We start from the raw sequence: 19,884 nt of genomic DNA, 5'->3' as shown, positions 1-19,884 counted from the left end.
ATTTACCTGACGGCAATATTTTCCTTATCTTTATTTTCCCTATTTATCTATTTTCATTTCACCCAGCTGCCGGGTAAAAGCTTCCGGTGAAATTTTACCGGTAAGCTCTCTGAAAATGTTTTCTGTAAAATAGGCTTTCTGTTCATAAGTCCACAGATTATCCGGAACTTCAATTTTATCCTCTGCACTTAGAACCAGAGAAGCAGCCTGAAACAGCCGCGGCATTTCCTTCTCGTAAGAATCCAGAACTACCTGCTTATTCGCCGGAATCTGCTCTGTTTCCTCCAAAATCCGCGTCTGCACCTTCTTGCTTAGCATATATTTCAGGAACCGGATGGAAGCCTCCTCTTTCTGTTCGTTTCCACTTTTTCCAAGCACATAACCAAAACAGGCAGATTCGCAAGACAGATTTTTCCCGGATGTAGTTGGAAGCAGTGCATACTTGGCATTAATGTTTTCGGAAATCAAGGAAGCGCCCCATACGCCATTCACATATATGGCAAGCTTTCCTTCATTGAACAATCTGGTCTCATCCAAATAACTGTATTCTGCATTTTCGGAGGTGGAATATACATAAATTTCCTGCAGCCGTTTCAACACCTCTGAAATTGTACCGATATCGTTTCTGTCCTTTTCTGTACCTTCTTCCAGAAGCATATGGTCCATAAAATAAAGATAGCCCTCCGGAGATGTCTGAAGCGAAGCAATTTCATTATTCTCACGCTCCGACCATTTCCAGATCTTGTAGCACATACCGCGAAAAGCATCCCAGGTCCTGGGAATTTCCCTTACGCCAGCTGCATGCAGAATATCTTCATTATACCAATAACCACCACTTAAGGACAAAACATCTGACACTGTAAACAGCTCCCCTTCTTCTGTGGTCCAATAGTTCAGATTGGTCTGGGAAATATTGGAGGCAAACTCTTCATCTTTTTTCACATAGGGCATAATATCCAGCGCCATATCATTTTCTACAATAAAATCATAGGTTGTATTCTGTCCCATACCGCTGAAGGTAATCACATCCGGCATATCTCCCACCATGATCATGTCCTCCACCTTACGCAGCATTTCCTTTCTTCCTGGCATGGAGATCAGCTGCACCTCAATGTCCGGATTCTCCTTCTGAAATCCATCGTAAATATCCCGCATAGCCACATGGTCTTCACCGGTTCCACCCCATGCATGAATCATCGTGATGGTTACAGGCTCTTTTTCTTCTTTTCCGCAGCCTCCAAGGAGCAGGCTTCCAGCTATTCCGATGCGAAAGAAAAGGGCTCTAATTTTTCTCTTCATTTTGTTCTCTTTTCCTGAATTCTTTCGGTGATACCCCAGTTATCTTTTTAAACATTTTAGAGAAATAACCGGCATCCTCCACTCCTACCGCTTCTGAAATCTCATAGGTCTTCATCTCTGTACTCTGCAAATATTCTTTCGCCTTTTCCACCCTTTTTATTAGAATCTCATCAAACAGATTCACACCTGTTTTATTCTTATAATAACGGCTGAGATAGCTGCGGTTCACATGCAGAGTATCTGCAATATCATCCAGCGTGATCTTTTTGCGAAAATTTTCTTCCAGATACTGTTCGATCTGGTCAAGCAATGATTCCGGTTCTTCTGCCTTCGTATGCTCCTGGATTTCAAGCTCTTTTTTCAGTCTGGACAGCTTTCCGATTGCTTTTTCCACTGCCTGGGGAAGTTCGTCTATAATGGAAATCTTAAGCACATACTCACATACACTGTATTTAATGGCACGTTTGGCATACTCAAAATCCGAATATGCGGTAAGGATGATCACCTGGGTTTCCGGGCAGGTTTCGTATATATATTTACATACTTCTAACCCGTCAGCACCAGGCATCTGTATATCTGTGATCACAATGTCCGGCATTTCTTCCCCGATTTCTTCCAACAGCTCCTGTCCATCACTGACTACTTTCTCCAGAGAGCAGTTCATTTTTCCCCAGTTTATCAGCTTCTGCAAAGCCTCTCTGATGTATCCTTCATCATCGGCTGCTATCACTTTCCACATAATTTCCACCTCTTTCAATTGGAACTGCAATTTCTATTTCCGTTCCCTTTCCCGGTTCGCTCCAGACCTGGAACTTGTAATGATCCCCATACAGGATCCGGAGCATTTTCTTTGTATTTTCCCATCCCACATGGGTATGGGGAATGTTTTCTTTATTTTCCTCTGCCTTCATCTGATTCTGACCAACGCCTACTCCATCATCTTTTACCCAGATATAAAGCATTTCCCTTTCATATAAAAGGACCTGCAGATTTCCTTTTTCCCGCTTTGGTTCCAGACCGTGTGAAACTGCATTTTCCACCAAAGGCTCAATAAGAAGACGAGGAATCAGATCTTCGCCGATTTTTTCATCCTCAAGCTTCACCTCATACGACAGTTTGGCCTGATAACGGCTCTTCTGCAGATATAAATAGAACTGAACGATTTCCAGTTCCTCTTTTACCTTTATCTTAATCTCTTTTTCCCGGAATATCTTGCCCTGCATCAGTCTGGAAAAAGCATTCAGCCCATCGTAAACTTCTTCATTTCCTGCCATTTTCGCTTTCAGACTCAGCATGGCCAGAATATTAAACTGGAAATGGGGATTTATCTGGGACTGGAGATATTTTACCTGGGATCTGGCTGCCACAATTTCTTTTTCATAAACCTGGGTGATCAGATATTCGATTCTGTCTGCCATCTCATTAAACACGATCCCCATGTCATGAAACTCCAGAATAGAAGAATCTTCCATTCTGACATTCAGATCCGGTTTTCCAAAGGCCTGTATGCTTTGGATCATCCTGGTGACCGGTTTTGTAAAGCGGTAGCTGATAGCATATGAAACCAGAAATGCAATTCCCAGTACCACAACAAAACCCACAAGAACAATAAAAAGAGTGGGCTTCAAAATAGAAAAAATATTCCCATATCCCACTGTGATCACCGTGCGTACTCCAAATCCGCAGGGATTTCCATAGCCGATCACTTTCGCACCCTCCAGGTCTTTTGTTCCACTCCATGAATTCTCAGAGGTCTGCAGCTTTTTCACCAGCTCCGGGGCGCCTTCTGAGACAAGCAACTGATCATTTTTGTCCAGGACTGCCCATCCTCCATTATGATACAGCTGTACCGTTTCCAGAACTTTCGCTACTGCACTCTGGCTGATCTGCACGATTCCGGTTCCTTTTTCTGCCATATTCTCATCATAAATACGAAAAAAAATATTCAATTCATCTTCATCGGACAAACAGGCATACTGGTCACTGGTGCCTTTGAACTCCTGCTGTAGTTTTTCGTATTTTCGCTTCTGTTCTCTCCCTGCTGCCAGGGTAGTTGCATAATAGTGCTCATAAATACATTCATTTCCATTATTAAACAAATAAATTCCAGTGACAAAAGGCAGCTGACGTTCTACCATATTCCGCTCTGAAAAAAGTTCCATGCTGTAGGAAAGCTGTGGTTCTATTTCCTCCAGGTCGTATTCTTCCTTCTGAAAAAATTCATCCAGTACCGTATTATGACGTATGGCGATCACGCTATCCTCAATAAACTGCATATGCGCCTCATACTGCTGACTGGTATAGCGAAGTACATATTCAATATCTTCCTGTGTTTTCTGGAAAAAGAAAGAAAAAAAGACATAGAAAACAGCTGCGCATACAGACAGCAGGGTGCATACAGAGGTCACTATCATCAGAAGAGTAAGTTCCCTTTTCAGGGTGTACGTTTTTTTCATTTTATTTATCCCCAGGGTAAATTTCTATGTTATAAATTCATTATAGGAAAAGCTTTCGAAACTTGCAATCAGTTTTCACCAAAAAAAGCAAAAAAAAGCAGAAATATTTATGGCATTTCGCCCAAATATAGGGTATACTGATATTGTCTTAGGAACAAGGGCAGGGTTTTTATATGACAGCATTCTGATAATGCCGTCATTTTTTTGCACCTTGTTAAAGTGATCATACTCACTTATTGACAAAGAAGGAGAGGTAAAATGAAAGTAATTAAAGTTAAGAATTATGAAGAGCTGAGCCGTACTGCAGCTACCATTATCGCCGGTGTTATTTTGTCCAAACCGGATTGTATCCTTGGTCTTGCTACCGGTTCTTCCCCGGTAGGTACCTACGATCAGCTGGCTGCTATGTATGAAGAGGGAATACTGGATTTTTCCCATGTAAAGTCTGTGAACCTGGACGAATATGTCGGACTGGACGGATCCAATGACCAGAGCTACCGTTACTTCATGAACAAGAACCTGTTCAGCAGAGTCAATATAGATATTAAGAATACCTATGTTCCGGACGGAACCAATCCGGATACAGAGGCCTGCTGCGAAGCTTACAATACGCTGCTTAAGAATATGGGAGCTGCAGACCTTCAGCTTCTTGGAATAGGACCTAATGGCCACATCGGATTTAATGAACCAGACGACCATTTCCAGGCTGGCACACACTGTGTAGATCTTACAGAGGCTACCATCCAGGCGAATAAGCGTTTTTTTGCAAGCGAGGAGGATGTGCCACGCAAGGCTATTTCTATGGGAACCGGCAATATTATGAGCGCAAAGACCATTCTTCTTGTAGCTAACGGCAAGAATAAAGCTAAGGCTCTCGCTGCTGCGATCAAAGGACCTGTTACCCCACAGTGCCCGGCTTCCATCCTTCAGTTCCATCCCAATGCAATTATTGTGGCAGATGAGGATGCACTGAGCGAACTGTAATTTTTTTATTTATGCTTATATAAAAAGGAGCTGCCTCAGTATGTTCCAAAAAGGCTTTCTGCAAGCTGTACGTCACAATTTGCAGAAAGCCTTTTTCAACACGCTCTAAAAAAGCAGCTCCATTTTTGTACCTTTTCCAAGATCGCTGTCCACATTGATCTGTGCATGATGTAAGGTTGCCCCATGCTTTACAATGGACAGTCCAAGACCAGTTCCTCCGGTCTGCCGCGAATGGCTTTTGTCCACCCGGTAAAATCTCTCAAATATTCTTTTCTGTTCAGATTTTGGAATTCCGATTCCATCATCCTCAACCCGGTAAAAAGGACGATCCCCTTTTCTGCCTACATAAATATGAATGTGTCCTCCCGGATTGGTGTAACGAACAGCATTGTCCGCAATATTGTACAGCATTTCATATAAAACATGCCGTACTCCCTGAATGTTGATTGGAATACCACAATAATCCAACGAAATATTTTTCTTTTCCGCATGATCCCGGAGATTGTTTACCACATCCTTTGCCAGCTCATCAAGCTCTACACTTTCCATGGAGACCACTGCATCCTGCTGTTCATCCAGACGCGACAACTGGATAATATCTGCCACCAGATTTCCCAGACGATTGGCCTCCTTATAAATTCGTCCTGAAAAATCGGCAATATTCTCCGGTCTCACCATTCCATTCATCATCAGCTCCGCATAACCGGAAATGGACATCAGAGGTGTCTTTAACTCATGGGAAACATTTGCAGAGAATTCCCTTCTCACAGCCTCTGTCTTCTTCAACTCCTCCAGCTGGCTTGCAATTTGCTTATTCTGCTGATCCACCCGCATCAGCAAAGGGCGGAGTTCTTCGTAGCACACATTCGAAAGAGGATGCTCCAGATCCAGATTGTTCACCGGCTCAATCAGATTCTTTGTCTGTTTTTGTACCAGCACGATCTCTACCAGAATGATTAACAGCATCAAAAGTCCCAGCCAGATAAAACTGCTAAGCAACGTATGGAACACACTGTCTGTTGTTTTTGCCAGGCGGAGAATTCTGCCATCATTCAGCTTTACTGCATAATAAAAGGTCTGGTGCGACAGGGTTTCCGAATAACGAACGATTTCTCCCTGTCCATTTTTCATAGCCTGGACAAATTCCGGACGGCTGCTGTGGTTTGGAAGCTTTGAAGCCTCTGCCTCATTATCATAGAGCACATTTCCCTCTGAATCGGTGAGCGTAATACGAGTATCTGTGGTTTTTCCCACATTTCCGCTTAAATATGCTTCTCCAACTTCTTCTATCCCCACTTTTACATATTCTGCTTCATCCCGTACACCCTTTTTCATGGTACTATTATACTTATCATACATCACAAAGCTGGCAGCTATAAAGGTAAGGATAACCGTGAGAATGATCATCACACTGGTATGACTTAGGATTTTCTTTTTCATCCCTGAGTGCCTCCTTTATCTGCCATTCTGTAACCTACGCCGCGGACAGTTTCGATCAGTCTTCCAGTATCCCCAAGCTTCTGCCGCAGGGTCCGCACATGTACATCCACAGTTCTGGTTTCCCCGTCAAAATCATAGCCCCATATATGGCACAAAATCTGGTCACGGGTCATAACGATTCCTCTGTTTTCCATAAGATACAGAAGAAGTTCAAATTCCTTGCGGGTAAGCTCCACAGGCTGATCATCACAGTATACCTGATGACGGCCCGGGAAAATACGAAGTTCCTCACAGCTAAACTCTCTGTCATCTCCGTGACGGCTGCTGCGCCTGAGCACAGCCTTCACCCTGGCTATAAATTCCATCATTCCAAAGGGCTTGGTAATATAATCGTCTGCACCGGCTTCCAGGGCACGGACCTTATCAAATTCTGCTTCCTTGGCAGTTACCATAATGATTGGAATATCTCTTGTTCCAGAGGATTTCTTCAGTTTTTCCAGAATGGAATATCCGTCCTCTCCAGGAAGCATAATATCAAGAAGAATCAGCTCTGGTTCCTCTTCTGCGAGGGCTTTCCACAATTCCTGGGAGTCTTCTAAACCCCTTGCATGAAATCCGGTCGTCTCTAATGTATATACTAAAAGATCACGGATGTTGTTATCATCTTCAACACAAAAAATCATTTTTTAGTATTCTCCTCCCATGTCTTACCTATTTTTTACATTACCTGTAAATCATCATTATTTCTTAGTATACGTACTTTTTTCCCCTTATACAAGTGCACAACTGTAAAGTCACGGTAAAAAGCAGGAAAACAGGTTACCGTTCACGACCTGACCAGTAACACGCTTCGCGATGCACAGAAATCATGCATTTGCATGTTTTCGCGCCGCAAAAATTATATTACCAGTCGCTGCCTCCGGAAATGATTCTCACAGGAATTTTTCCAGAGCAGCAACTGGCAACATCTACTCTCCCGGTTACGGAAGCATATAGTTCACACGGGCAACCTCCAGTTCGTGATGGAAATGTTCTCCCGGTGCATTTTTTACAGTGTCAAGGTGACTGTGGGTATCATAAAGATCCTCATGTACCTGAGTCACACAGACTCCGATATTGGAACAATGATCTGCGATTCTCTCCAGGCTGGTTGTAATGTCAGAAAGCACAAATCCCATCTCTATTGTACATTCTCCGGCACGAAGACGATTTACATGGCGTCTTTTCAGCTCACGGCTGAGCTCATCGATCACTTCTTCCAAAGGCTCAATTTCTTCGGCTGCTCTCATGTCCTGGTTTGCAAAAACGCTATACGCTTTTTCCACAATATCCGACACGGCTTTTTCCATAATGTGAAGTTCCTGCACTGCCTTGTCTGAAAAGCGGGCATTTTTTTCTGAAATTTCCTTTGCAGATTTCATAATGCTAAGTGCGTGGTCGGAAATACGCTCAAAATCTCCGATACAGTGAAGCATAATGGACAAGCTGTGGCTGTCTTCCAGAGAAAGATCTTTCTGATTCAACTTGAGCAGATAGGTTCCCAGTTCGTCCTCATAGCGGTCAACCTTTGCTTCAATCTTTTCCACACGGAAAGCTGTCTCCTCCTGGAAATCATCCAGCAAACCAAAAGAAAGGTTCAAAGCGGTTTTGGACTGCTCTGCCATTTTCCTGGCAGCTGTTTTGCTCTGCTCAATAGCAATACCAGGATTACTAAGAAAACGGGATTCCAGGATCATAAACTCCTGATCTTCTGCGGAAATAACTTTCTCCTCTTTTGTATCACGGACAGTTGCACATGCCATTTTTACAAGCATATCTCCAAATGGAAGAAGTACAAGTGTTGCAATGATGTTAAAGGCACTGTGGATCACTGCGATGCCGGCAGGACCTGCCACTTCTTCAATGAAAGAGAAATGTAAAAATCCATTCAGCACATAGAATACAACCATAAATGTAACAGTTCCTACAATATTGAAGTACAGATGAACGATTGCTGCGCGTTTTGCATTCTTAGTAGCACCGATTGAAGAAAGCATTGCTGTAATACAGGTTCCAATATTCTGTCCCATGATAATCGGAAGCGCTGCTCCGTAACGGACTGCACCAGTTACACAAAGCGCCTGGAGAATACCAACAGAAGCTGATGAAGACTGAATAACAGCAGTCAGAAGTGCACCGGCCAGCACACCTAAAACAGGGTTGGAGAACTTCAGAAGGATGTTTGTAAATTCCGGTACCTCTGCCAGAGGTTTTACGGCACCGCTCATGGTATTCATACCGAACATCAGCACTGCGAAACCAACCAGAATGTTTCCAATATCTTTCTTCTTTTCATCATGAAGGAAGACAATAAAAACAACTCCGATCAATGCCAGAATCGGTGAAAATGAGTTTAGGTTCAAAAGTCTTACAAAGAAATTGGAGCTTTCAATTCCTGCCAGGCTGAGAATCCATGCGGTAACAGTAGTACCGATATTTGCGCCCATAATAAAGCCAACAGCCTGGGACAGATGCATGATTCCCGAGTTTACGAAGCCGACTACCATAACTGTGGTTGCCGATGAAGACTGAATGATTGCAGTAACTGCTGCACCAACCAAAACTGCTTTCACACGGTTAGATGAAAGGTTTTCCAGAATCTTTTCCAGTTTACCGCCGGAAAGCTTTTCCAGACCGTCTCCCATTACCTGCATTCCATAAAGGAACATCGCCAGTCCGCCGACTAATGTCAGAATGCTAAAAAAATCCATTACGTTTCCTCTCCTTTTTTTATCCTTTTAAAAGTTTATTGGGTTCTTAATTTCTTTTGTTTACAAAACCAATATAAGTGGGCTATGTAAAGTTTCGGGTGAGAAGAATGTTAAATATATGTAAAATACTTTACAATCTTGGATTTTCTTATACAGGAAAAATGTAAAGCCAGGCTGTTGAAAATGTAAAATATTTGTTTGATAGTTGATTTTACTGTATTTTCCAAATTTTACATTCAAAAAATCCCACAGGAAACATGAAGAATAATTTTACAATTATCACTGCATATCTCATGCGGGATTTTTATATAATACGTGTAATGATTCCGTATCTTCACTGTTACACGCTCTAATACTTTTAAAATCCTCGGATTTCCTCTTCCTCTGAATGGGTTTTATCGATGGAGCGGATTTCCAGAAAATAACTGTAATTGTCATTTACCTTTACTTCCACTCTGTCGCCAATCTTATGTCCTTTCAGTGCCATGCCAATCGGAGAGTCAATACTGATTCTGTTCTCCATGGAATTTCCCCTGATGGAAGTAACAAGCTTATATTTCTCAATCTCGTCATCTTCCTCAAAATAAACTTCTACAATGTCATCCATTCCAACCTCGTCACTGCTGGATTTATCAGAAACGATAGTTGCTGTTTTTAACATATTCTCCAGATAGCGGATACGACTCTCATTCTGGTTCTTATGACGCTTGGCAGCGTAGTATTCAAAATTCTCACTTAAATCGCCCTGGGCACGTGCTTCCTTTACTGCCTCAATTGCTTCTTTGCGGACAACTAGCTTACGGTGCTCAATCTCCTGTTCAATTTTCTCTACGTCTTTTTTGGTGAGCTTCTCTCTCATTTTTATACATCTCCTTTATAGCTGCAACACCACTTTGCACACCACCTTAACAGATGGCAAAGAGTTTGTCAAATTGCCAATGGAAAACATTAATTCCAATAATGCTATTGTTCACTCCATGAACAGAAACCCTATAATTTCTTTTTCCCCAGTCGGACTTCTTCCATCAGCTTCGCAGTCTCAGCATCTGCATGATCAAAGAGATAGGTATGACTGGACTGGCGGTGCTGATGCCATTCCTGGCGGAGCTGCTTTCTAGTCTCTTCGATTTCTTCTTTCAGACCTCTTGCGGAAATACGACTGGCGCCCTGCCCCATAATGATAATCTGTTCCAGTCCGTCTGAAGTAGCAACCGTTACCTGATGCTGTCTGCCGATTTTGTGAACTGTTTTTTCAATATATTGATCGGCAGTCTCCGCTTCTTTTGTATAAACCACATGAATATTGTGATAAGTAAGCACTTCCTCCTGGTGTCCCTCCACCTTGTAGGCATCAAATACAAGAATCAAAGTACATTTCTTATATCCCTGATAATTACTTAAAATATCCATCAGCTTCGTCTGTGCTGCACGGACATCCGCATCTGCCAGTTCTTTCAGCTCCGGCCAGGCAAAAATAATGTTATAACCATCCACAAGAAGGTATTCTTCCTGGTCTTTTTTTGCAGAAGAACTGCTGCCAGAATAAGATAGGGCACTTACCACTTTTTTATAAGAAGACACGCGGTCTCTTTTCACCGGACCAAAGGTACGCTCAAAAATGGCCTGAAGTTCTTTGTCATCCTCATAGCTTCCACGGTAGGCAGATTCCGGCGGCTGGTAACCACTTCCCGCACGGCTTCCACTTCCAGATGTATTTCTGGCAGTTCCTGTACTGCCAGCTCCACTGCATGCTGAATTTCTGGCACTTTGAGCAGTATCGTCTCCACTTGCAGGATTTCCAGAACCTGACGCAGCATCCTCCCAGTCTTCCTCGCTGAGATCATCCTCAAACTCTGCCATAATCCCAGTATCCAGGTGCATATACTCTTCCACTTCATACCATGGCACCACAAATCCGGCTCCATGGGCACAAAATACAGACCCGGTAGGATTATCTAGATCCCGCTCAGAATCGTAGCCGATCTGTTCCACGATCTCATCTTGATTTTTACAAGGCTCATATCCTTTTAAACTGCAGAACAGTCTTCCCATTCCCCTTGTATAAGAAACTACTTCTTTCTGGTAATCGCGCATAGTCGAAACAGGCGCTTTTCCCTTCAAAATAGCGGTATTTTCCTCTGTCTCCATAGGAAGAAGAGTTCCCTGCATTTTCTGGATATCATTCATTGCACGGCCAACAACCTCCACCGGCACTTCCAGCCGAAATTCATAGTAAGGCTCCAGCAGAACATTCTGTGCTTTCTTAAGCCCCTGACGGATAGCCCGATAAGTAGCCTGACGGAAATCTCCGCCTTCCGTGTGTTTCTGGTGGGCCCGTCCGGTAAGCAGAGTAATCTGCATATCTGTGATCGGTGCACCAGTCAGCACTCCTCTGTGTTCCTTTTCTTCCAGATGGGTGAGGATCAGTCTCTGCCAGTTCCGGTCCAGCACATCCTCACTGCAGGCGGTAAAAAACTGCATTCCGCTTCCTTGCTCCCCTGGTTCCAGAAGAAGGTGAACTTCCGCATAATGGCGCAAAGGCTCAAAATGTCCCACACCTTCCACAGGTGCCGCAATGGTCTCTTTATATACAATATTTCCCGTTCCAAAATCCACAGCCACATGGAACCGCTCCCAGATCAGCCTTTTCAGGATCTCGATCTGCACGTCTCCCATGAGCATGGCGTGGATTTCTCCCAGCTGCTCGTCCCATACAATATGAAGCTGAGGATCTTCCTCTTCCAGTTCTCTCAGCTTCTTCAGCATCTGGTGCACATCGCAGCCTTCCGACAAAATAATCTGATAGTTCAGTACCGGCTCCAGTACTGGCATATTGGAATTCTCCGTCACGCCAAGTCCCTGTCCTGGAAAAGTATGGGAAAGACCTGTCACTGCGCACACGGTTCCCGCGGGCACTTCTTTCACCAATTCAAATCTGGCGCCGGAGTAAATCCGGATCTGGTCTGCCTTTTCCTCCCATACTTCCTCTCCTGCAGCCACATTTCCCTTGCTGGTAATAAGAAGTTCTTTTACTTTCAGTGTCCCGCCTGTAATCTTCATATAGGAAAGACGGTTTCCCTGATCGTCTCTGGCGATCTTATAAACCTTCGCACCAAAAGCCTCAGGATATACCGGACATCTGGTGTACCTGTCCAGTCCGTGGATCAGCTTCTCTACTCCTTCCATTTTCAAGGCAGAGCCAAAATAGCATGGAAAAACCTTTCGATCTGCGATCAGACCGGTAATCTCTCTCCTGGATACTTCTCCTGTTTCCAGATATTTTTCCAGCAGTTCCTCGTCACACATGGCAAGGCTCTCCAGAAATTCTTCAGAAAATTTATTTTCCATCAAATTCTGCTGTTCTTTTTCACCAGCCAGCACTTCCGGATTCAAGTCTCCATCAGGATTTCCTTTCTCTGAAAAATCCATGCAGTTCTCATTCAGCCTTTTTTTCAATTCAGTCAAAAGAGCATCGTGATCCGTTCCATCTTGATCCATTTTGTTCACAAAAATAAATGTGGGAATCTGGTATCGCTCAAGCAATTTCCATAAAGTCACCGTATGTCCCTGCACACCATCTGCACCGTTAATCAAAAGCACTGCATAGTCCAGAACCTGCAAGGTACGTTCCATCTCTGCAGAAAAATCCACATGTCCAGGCGTATCCAGAATGGTAACTCTTGTTTCCGGGAATTCCAGCACTGCCTGTTTGGAAAAAATCGTGATTCCCCGCTCACGCTCAAGGGGTGAAGTATCCAGATATGCATCCTTGTGATCCACTCTTCCAAGCTTTCGTATCTTTCCGCTTAAATATAAAAGTGCTTCTGACAATGTAGTTTTTCCTGCATCTACATGAGCCAGCAGCCCCATACAAATATTTTTCTTTATTTTCTCTGACTGTTCACCCACGAAAACGCCTCCTGTTGTAAAAATCTCTTGTTTTAGTATATCACAACAGAAGGCGCCAGTCGAGACACAGGTGTTTATTTCATTATTTTCAATAAATCACCAGGTTACTGTTCACTCCGTTCACAGTAACGCGCTTCGCGATGCACAGAAATCATGCAAAGCATGATTTCGCGCCGCAATTCTCGGGTTTTCTGTGAACTTTGTTCACAAAAAACACCTCGCGGAACGTTACCAGTGAACAATAAATCACCAGAGCGTATTTTTTCTATGAAAGTTGAAATTTATTTTATAATAAAATTGTTTTATCTTTACAATATTTGATAACATGATATAATTCATACGTGATAAAAAAAGTACAATAAAGTAAGTATTCCACAAAGCATGTAGCTGTGAAAGTACTAAATAATTACCAAATAGAGCGTGTCTGAAGCAGGCTCTATTACATTGTAGCAACAGAAACCATTTAACAGAAAGTGAGAACTTCCATATGAATCCCTTAAAAAAAATATACTGTCGGATTTTTCAGAACGTATTCAAATTTGCCCTTCCATTCCTGCCATACCGAAATCCTGAGATCATCAGCAGTCTGAAAGCCGTTCCCGACGTGCTGAAAAAGAAAAAATGTAAAAATGTGCTGATTATTACAGATGCAGGAATCCATAAGCTTGGTCTTACAGACTGCCTTGAAAAAGTGTTGACAGACAGCAACATTCCCTATATCCTTTATGACAAAACAGTAGCAAATCCTACCACTGTGAATGTGGCTGAGGCACTTGAACTTTATCATAAAAATAACTGTCAGGCCATTATAGGCTTCGGCGGAGGCTCCAGTATGGACTGCGCCAAGGCAGTAGGTGCCAGAGTCGCCAAACCTCATCAGTCTCTTGCAAAGATGAAAGGAATCCTGAAAGTGCACAAAAAGCTTCCACTTCTTATCGCCGTTCCAACCACTGCAGGAACCGGAAGCGAAACTACACTGGCAGCGGTAATTGTGGACGCCGAAACCCGGCATAAATATGCCATCAATGACTTCCCGCTGATTCCCCGATACGCTGTGCTTGATCCCAAGGTCACATTAAGCCTTCCACCATTCATCACCGCTACTACAGGTATGGACGCACTCACCCACGCAGTGGAAGCTTATATTGGTAATTCCACTACACCAGGCACCCGTAAAAATGCCCGGGATGCAGTGCAGCTGATTTTCGAAAATCTGGACACTGCTTACACCGACGGAAGCAATAAAGAAGCGCGCCGGAATATGCTCCGCGCCTCTTATTTCGCTGGCTGCGCTTTTACAAAATCCTATGTAGGCTATGTACATGCAGTTGCCCATTCTCTGGGAGGACAATACAATGTTCCACATGGACTTGCCAACGCTGTACTTCTTCCTTATGTTCTGGAAGCTTACGGAAAAACAATTTATAAGAAGCTGGCAGCCCTTGCTGTTGCTGCCGGGGTTGCCTCCAAAGAAACACCGGAAGAAGAAGCCGCATTAAACTTTATCCAGGCGGTCAAAGACATGAAGGCCCGCTTCGGAATCGGCGATACCATCCCGGAAATCCAGGAAGAAGACATTCCGAAGCTGTCACACTATGCGGACAAAGAGGCGAATCCGCTGTATCCGGTACCGGTACTGATGGATGCACAGGAGCTGGAGAAATTTTATTATATGCTGATACCGGCTAAAGAAAACACAGTGCAATAAAAAACTAAAGCGTGTTTGAAAAATACCATATTGTCACCTTTATAACATTACATTCGGTAATCTCAATTTAAATAAGATAGTTTTGAATTACCCCCTTTATAGCCTTTTACATTATGTAAACTATATTTCAAAACATCAAATACATTATAAATAATCAGAAAGGACTTTCCCATGACCCAGGAAGCAATCCAGGAAATCATCCGCAAGCAGCGGAACTATTTTTATACAGGCGCTACCTTAAACATTGACTTTCGCATCACTGCCTTAAAAAAGCTGCAAACCTCCATCCAGTCCCACCAGGAGCAGATCAATGCTGCCTTGAAGTCAGACCTGGGAAAAAGCAGCTTCGAGAGCTACATGTGCGAATCCGGTCTCGTTCTCAGCGAAATTACCTATATGCTAAAGCACATCCGATCCCTTTCCAGAGAAAAAACCGTGCACACCCCACTTGCCCAGTTCCATTCCAGAAGTTACAGGAAGCCGTCCCCATACGGTGTCACCCTGATCATGAGCCCGTGGAACTATCCCTTCCTGCTTACCTTTGATCCGCTGGTAGACGCCATCGCCACCGGAAACACTGCAGTATTAAAACCCAGCGCCTACTCTCCTGCCACCAGCAATATCATCTGCGAGATCGTCCGTGAATGTTTTCCGGAAGAGTATGTGACCGTTGTTATGGGTGGACGCCAGGAAAACTCCTGCCTTCTCCAAGAGCACTTTGACTACATCTTTTTCACCGGCAGCCAGGCTGTTGGAAAAGAGGTCATGCGCCATGCCAGCGAGCACCTCACTCCAGTCACCCTGGAGCTTGGTGGAAAAAGCCCATGCATTGTAGATAAATCTGCAAATATCAAGCTTGCCGCCAAACGTATTGTATTCGGCAAATATCTGAACTGCGGACAGACTTGCGTAGCACCTGACTACATTTACTGTCACCGAGAAGTGAAGGATACGCTTCTGAAACAGATCCAGAAACAGATCCGTAAGCAGTTTGGCAAATCCCCTCTGGATAACAAAAATTACGGAAAGATCATCAACGAAAAGCATTTCAACCGCATTCAGAACCTGATTGATCCTGCGAAAGTCATCTGCGGCGGAAATGCCCGTCCCGAAACTTTACAGATTGAACCTACAGTCATGGATCAGGTAACCTTCGAAGATGCCGTAATGCAGGAAGAAATCTTCGGACCGGTAATGCCTGTCCTTACTTTTGATTCCATAGAAGAAGTAATCCGAAAGGTAAATTCCATGGCTCATCCTCTGGCTCTTTACATTTTTGCCCAGGAAAAAGCCATCTGCGAAAAAGTCACCTCTGAGTGTGGCTTCGGCGGTGGCTGTATCAACGATGTGATCATTCACCTCGCCACCAGCGAAATGCCATTCGGCGGCTTCGGTGAAAGCGGTATGGGAAGCTATCACGGCCAGAAAGGCTTCGAGACCTTTTCCCATTACAAGAGCATCGTAGACAAAAAAACCTGGATCGACCTGCCGATGAGGTATCAGCCTTATAGACGGATTTATGATAAGCTGATCCATATTTTCTTGAAATAAAGTGTTACTATTACTTTGGCTCGTTGCTCGCGTAAATAAAAAATAAAGAAGTCGAAACTATGTGTTATAATTTCAATAGCTGCACCGAATTATTTAATGCGATTTGCAAAATGTTTAACATTGGTTGTTAATTAATATGACAAAAGAGCCGCATTTTTACTATGAAAGTTCCAAGTCCAAAGTTGACATGTCCCTTTCGTAAAAATGCGGCTCAATAACAATTATTCTACTCCCTTAATCCTTTCCACAATACTTCCATTCCAACCTGTGAGATCACTGTCCATAAAATTGGATACAATGGTTCTTGCAGCCTGGCTGTCCAGCATGGTCACAACACAAAGGTACACAGACAAACTGGCAGCCAGAGACAACAGTACCATAAAAGTCCTCTTCTTATCTTTTGTGAACTGTTCCCTGGAAAGTCTTGTGAGCAAATTTCCCTCTCCTGCTTTTCTTGTTTTTGATGCGTTATGAGAAGGACGATAGCCAAATGCCTCGATAGGCGAAACAGCAGCTGCCATTTTGCAGGTTTCCGGTTGGCAAGAAAGATGGTAATTCCAACCAGCAAAATGGTTACCACCAGTACCACCGGGTGAAAACAAACCTCTCCATTCTCAGTATTCGTATTTTCAGTCACTATTATAACAGTTAAAAATGTCTCGGCCAATATTTGCTTCTTTTTTTGTAGAATTTCTGCAAAAATTTCAGTTAAATTTTATAATCGCAGTTTCTTCTGGCCTATTTTTTCCTCTCTACATACCTTATTTTCAGTATGTAAAAGGGCGGCTCACCGCCGCCCTCATCGTTAATATTCTGTGCTCAATAGAAAATCTGCAATGTGCATACTCTTAATGCCCTGGTAATTGCCTCCGGCAAATTCATCGGCTCTTAAAACATACTTCGGATAGTTATCCCGGATTTCCAGCAGCCGTTCATATTCGCGCTTTTCTGTTTTTTCGGATTTAATCTCCTGTGTGACCTGCACATATAACCGGTCATTCTGCTTCTGCGCCACAAAATCGACCTCACCATCCGGCGTTTTTCCAATCGTCACGGTATATCCTCGTCTGCAAAGTTCCAGATACACCACATTTTCCAGACTGGAAGCGACGCTGTCTGGTGTGTAGCCCAGCACGCTGTAACGCAAAGCGGTATCGGCAAGATAAAACTTCTCCTGCGTTTTCAGAATCTCCTTTCCGCGCAGGTCGTATCGAGAACAGCGATAAAGGAGATATGCTTTCTCCAGCTTTTCCAGATAGCTGTACACCGTTTCATTGTCGATAGAACGATGCTCTGATTTCAGATAATCAGAAATTGATTTTGCTGAGAATGAATTTCCCACATTCGCAAATGTGTACCGAACCACCCGTTCCAGCTGGTCGATCTTGCGAATCTGGTTTCTCTTTACGATATCCGAGAAAATCGTGGAATTATAGATATCCCGGACAATCGTATAAACCTCATCCTGTGAATACTCTCGCAGATGCGTTGCAGGGAAGCCGCCCAAGCGGATATAGTCTGCCAGTTCAGCATGGATATCCTTTACCTGTGTATACTGCTTTTTGAATTCCAGATATTCCTGAAAAGAAAGCGTATAGATACGGAAGGAAACATATCGTCCGGTCAGGTAAGTCGCTATTTCCGAAGACATCATTCTGGAATTGGAGCCTGTCACATAAAGGTCAACATCATAATCCGTTGCCAGGGAGTTTACCACTTTCTCCCAGCCTTCAATTTCCTGAACCTCATCCAGAAAGAGATACGTTCTCCCCGTTGGATTTAGCTTTTCTTTGACAGCCTTGAACATATCCTTCGCTGTCATATCCTCATAATCCATGGAATCGAAGCGCATGCTGACAATCCTCTCAGACGGAACACCATGCTCCTGTTGCAGCTTCTCCATAATCATTTTAAGGACTGTGGATTTTCCGCAGCGGCGAACTCCCGTCAACACTTTTACAAAAGGTGTGTCGGTGTAGGCCATAATTTTATCGACGTAGAGCGGTCTGTCTATCATAGGAACCACCTCCATGGTTCCATAATACCGCAAGCGCATAAAAAAATCAATAGGTTTTGCGATTATAAACCGCAACTTTTATTGATTTTCATTGACTTTTTCGGATTGTGTCGAATTCTGTTTCCTTTCAGTTTCAGAATACCGTAGTTTAACCAAAAAGTCCAGAAAGCAGCAGCACCAGAGTCGTGCCGATCAGTACCACGCCGCCGCCAGCATACGGGCAGCGTCAAAGGACGCATGGCGAATAACAATCCGACAGTAGGTATCATGGGCATAACGGATATGTTCTTGATAGGCTTCCTGTTCGGTCATGGAAAATCCCCCTTTCTTCGATTATGGGAAAGGGCTGTCGGGAAATAGACAGCCCCATGGTATCTGACTTTGAAAAATTTACTCGCCACATTTGCCACGCATCCCTGACGATAGGGACATTCCTGGTCTCCGCTGGCGCGGCTGTCATAACTCCGCAGCGTCGTTTTACTCGTGCGCCGCAGGGTTCCCCCAAAAAAATCTTTGGCGGGCCGTGAGGAAGTATCTTTAAGCCCCCATGCAGTCACTGCGCCCCGAAGTGCCACCTCCGGGCTTTAGGCTTGCGTTGATCGCTCAGGACAGCCCGTTCATCACCTCCTTGGCTTGTCCTTCTTGGTGGCGCGCCTGATTCGCTCGTACATGGGCTATGTACCAAAAATGCCGTCTATTCAGTTGTCAATGTACCAATGAAGGTGATAAGTTGTCCTTCTAATGGTAGTGAAGAAAACGGCGACATTTTGGCCATGTTAATTAAGGTTTTTGAAATTTTTTCCCAGGCATTTCAAACCGCGCTTTATGCTCTTATATACCCAGCTGAGATCAACATCTTCTGCCTGGGCAATTTCTTTGACGGTCATGCCTAAGTAGAACCGGGCATAAATCCACTTGGCCTGCTTGTCCGGCAGCTCCATCACCGCAGCGTAGAGCTGATCGCGGAGCTGCTTGTCCTCCAGGATTTCTTCCGGGGTCGGCGGGTGCTGCACAATGGCCTTCTCAATGCCATTGTCGCAGTCCAGGGAGTAGTGCGCTTTGTAGTTATACATCTGGCGTAGGTAGCGTGCTTCCGCTCGTTTGTCGGCCAGGAACACCGCCTGCACTTCATCGGTTACTTCCAAATAAGTGTCTTTTTTGTAAATATCGGGATACAGCTCCCGAAGATTGATTTTCTGCATTATGTACCTCCATTTCGGTTCACAGGTCCAGTTGACAGGTGAGCCGAAATGGGGCGGAACAAGTTAGGGTATTAGCAAAGATTTTTTTGATCAAAAGGCCATATTGCCCTGTCTAAATACCGCTATCATGGCGACTACCTCTACTGGCCGCCGCTCTGTATATCACACTCCTTCAAAAAACAAAACGACAGCTTTGGTTGTTGTTCAAAGCCGTCGAGTGTTTAATTTGACATGGGAAAACGATTGCTGCACGACGGCTTTTTTTCTTTTGCCGTCGTGCGGCAGATAATTACATTCTATAAGTTAAACTATCATTCTGTTTAAGCGGCTACCTAAGCGACTTAACAGTTCGTTGGTAATTGTCCCACTTGCTTCTGCAAGGTCATAGGCCGTGATTTCATACTGGCCTGATTTTCCTATGAAGACAGCAATATCACCGCTTTTCACATCTGGTAAATCCGTAATATCGACTATCTTTTGATCCATACAGATGCGTCCAATTATTGGTGCTTCGTAGCCGTTTATCAATACTTTTCCATGATTACACGACAGAGCGCAAGGAATGCCG

General features: G+C 43.9%; 14 protein-coding genes and 2 pseudogenes. 3 read left to right on the top strand and 13 right to left on the bottom strand.

What is annotated here, in order from left to right; genetic code table 11:
- Positions 1 to 39: 39 nt before the first annotated feature.
- Genes AB5642_RS09485 through AB5642_RS09475 form a run of 3 tightly spaced genes read right to left on the bottom strand, consistent with a single transcriptional unit; the run spans position 40 to position 3,755 of the window.
- Positions 40 to 1,299, bottom strand: coding sequence for an ABC transporter substrate-binding protein (locus AB5642_RS09485; RefSeq protein WP_195391681.1), 1,260 nt, complete (start codon positions 1,297 to 1,299; stop codon positions 40 to 42).
- Positions 1,283 to 2,038, bottom strand: a complete 756-nt coding sequence (locus AB5642_RS09480; protein ID WP_195391682.1) for a response regulator — start codon at positions 2,036 to 2,038, stop codon at positions 1,283 to 1,285. The genes AB5642_RS09485 and AB5642_RS09480 overlap by 17 nt, the downstream gene beginning before the upstream one ends.
- Entirely contained in the window at positions 2,013 to 3,755 is a 1,743-nt protein-coding gene (locus AB5642_RS09475; protein WP_195391683.1) for a sensor histidine kinase, read from the bottom strand. The genes AB5642_RS09480 and AB5642_RS09475 overlap by 26 nt, the downstream gene beginning before the upstream one ends.
- A 258-nt stretch (positions 3,756 to 4,013) precedes the next feature.
- Between AB5642_RS09475 and nagB the strand changes: the two genes are divergently transcribed.
- Positions 4,014 to 4,739, top strand: a complete 726-nt coding sequence (gene nagB / locus AB5642_RS09470) for a glucosamine-6-phosphate deaminase (protein ID WP_173718210.1) — start codon at positions 4,014 to 4,016, stop codon at positions 4,737 to 4,739.
- 35 nt (positions 4,740 to 4,774) lie between these two features.
- Here the strand turns inward: nagB and AB5642_RS09465 are convergent.
- From AB5642_RS09465 to AB5642_RS09440, 6 genes and pseudogenes are all read right to left on the bottom strand, one after another.
- Positions 4,775 to 4,825 (bottom strand): annotated as a pseudogene (locus tag AB5642_RS09465) (DUF6783 domain-containing protein); the annotation flags it as partial.
- Between the two features lie 19 nt (positions 4,826 to 4,844).
- Complete coding sequence (locus AB5642_RS09460; RefSeq protein WP_195391684.1) at positions 4,845 to 6,179, bottom strand: ATP-binding protein; 1,335 nt, start codon at positions 6,177 to 6,179, stop codon at positions 4,845 to 4,847.
- Complete coding sequence (locus AB5642_RS09455) at positions 6,176 to 6,862, bottom strand: response regulator transcription factor (RefSeq protein WP_187565460.1); 687 nt, start codon at positions 6,860 to 6,862, stop codon at positions 6,176 to 6,178. Before AB5642_RS09455 ends, AB5642_RS09460 begins: the two co-directional genes overlap by 4 nt.
- A gap of 297 nt (positions 6,863 to 7,159) precedes the next feature.
- Positions 7,160 to 8,929, bottom strand: coding sequence for a Na/Pi cotransporter family protein (locus tag AB5642_RS09450; protein ID WP_195391685.1), 1,770 nt, complete (start codon positions 8,927 to 8,929; stop codon positions 7,160 to 7,162).
- A 358-nt stretch (positions 8,930 to 9,287) separates the two neighbouring features.
- A complete protein-coding gene (greA, locus tag AB5642_RS09445) occupies positions 9,288 to 9,788 on the bottom strand; it encodes a transcription elongation factor GreA (protein ID WP_173718207.1) in 501 nt (166 codons plus the stop codon).
- Positions 9,789 to 9,919: 131 nt separating this feature from the next.
- Positions 9,920 to 12,799, bottom strand: a complete 2,880-nt coding sequence (locus AB5642_RS09440) for a translation factor GTPase family protein (protein WP_195391693.1) — start codon at positions 12,797 to 12,799, stop codon at positions 9,920 to 9,922.
- A gap of 526 nt (positions 12,800 to 13,325) precedes the next feature.
- On the opposite strand from AB5642_RS09440, the gene AB5642_RS09435 reads away from it, so the two are divergent.
- Together AB5642_RS09435 and AB5642_RS09430 are read left to right on the top strand one after the other, a co-directional pair.
- On the top strand, positions 13,326 to 14,546 hold the full coding sequence (locus tag AB5642_RS09435; RefSeq protein WP_195391686.1) for an iron-containing alcohol dehydrogenase: 1,221 nt from the start codon (positions 13,326 to 13,328) through the stop codon (positions 14,544 to 14,546).
- A 171-nt stretch (positions 14,547 to 14,717) separates the two neighbouring features.
- Positions 14,718 to 16,097 carry an aldehyde dehydrogenase gene (locus tag AB5642_RS09430; protein ID WP_368371562.1) on the top strand — a complete coding sequence of 460 codons (1,380 nt, stop codon included), beginning with the start codon at positions 14,718 to 14,720 and terminating at the stop codon, positions 16,095 to 16,097.
- 221 nt (positions 16,098 to 16,318) lie between these two features.
- Here the strand turns inward: AB5642_RS09430 and AB5642_RS09425 are convergent, their stop codons facing one another.
- From AB5642_RS09425 to AB5642_RS09410, 4 genes and pseudogenes are all read right to left on the bottom strand, one after another.
- Positions 16,319 to 16,618, bottom strand: a complete 300-nt coding sequence (locus tag AB5642_RS09425; protein ID WP_195391688.1) for a hypothetical protein — start codon at positions 16,616 to 16,618, stop codon at positions 16,319 to 16,321.
- Positions 16,619 to 16,902: 284 nt separating this feature from the next.
- The gene (locus AB5642_RS09420) at positions 16,903 to 18,114 is read right to left on the bottom strand and encodes an ATP-binding protein (RefSeq protein ID WP_173718204.1); all 1,212 of its coding nucleotides are present in this window, start codon (positions 18,112 to 18,114) and stop codon (positions 16,903 to 16,905) included.
- 776 nt (positions 18,115 to 18,890) lie between these two features.
- A complete protein-coding gene (locus tag AB5642_RS09415; RefSeq protein WP_173719582.1) occupies positions 18,891 to 19,316 on the bottom strand; it encodes an RNA polymerase sigma factor in 426 nt (141 codons plus the stop codon).
- Between the two features lie 303 nt (positions 19,317 to 19,619).
- A pseudogene (locus tag AB5642_RS09410) lies at positions 19,620 to 19,883 on the bottom strand (alanine racemase C-terminal domain-containing protein); the annotation flags it as partial.
- Between the last annotated feature and the right edge of the window lies 1 nt (position 19,884).

The sequence above is a fragment of the Ruminococcus sp. 1001136sp1_2201st1_G3_2201SCRN_220225 genome (assembly GCF_040924365.1).
GTDB lineage: Bacteria > Bacillota > Clostridia > Lachnospirales > Lachnospiraceae > Blautia_A > Blautia_A faecis.
This window is presented reverse-complemented; position numbering and strand designations above follow the sequence as displayed.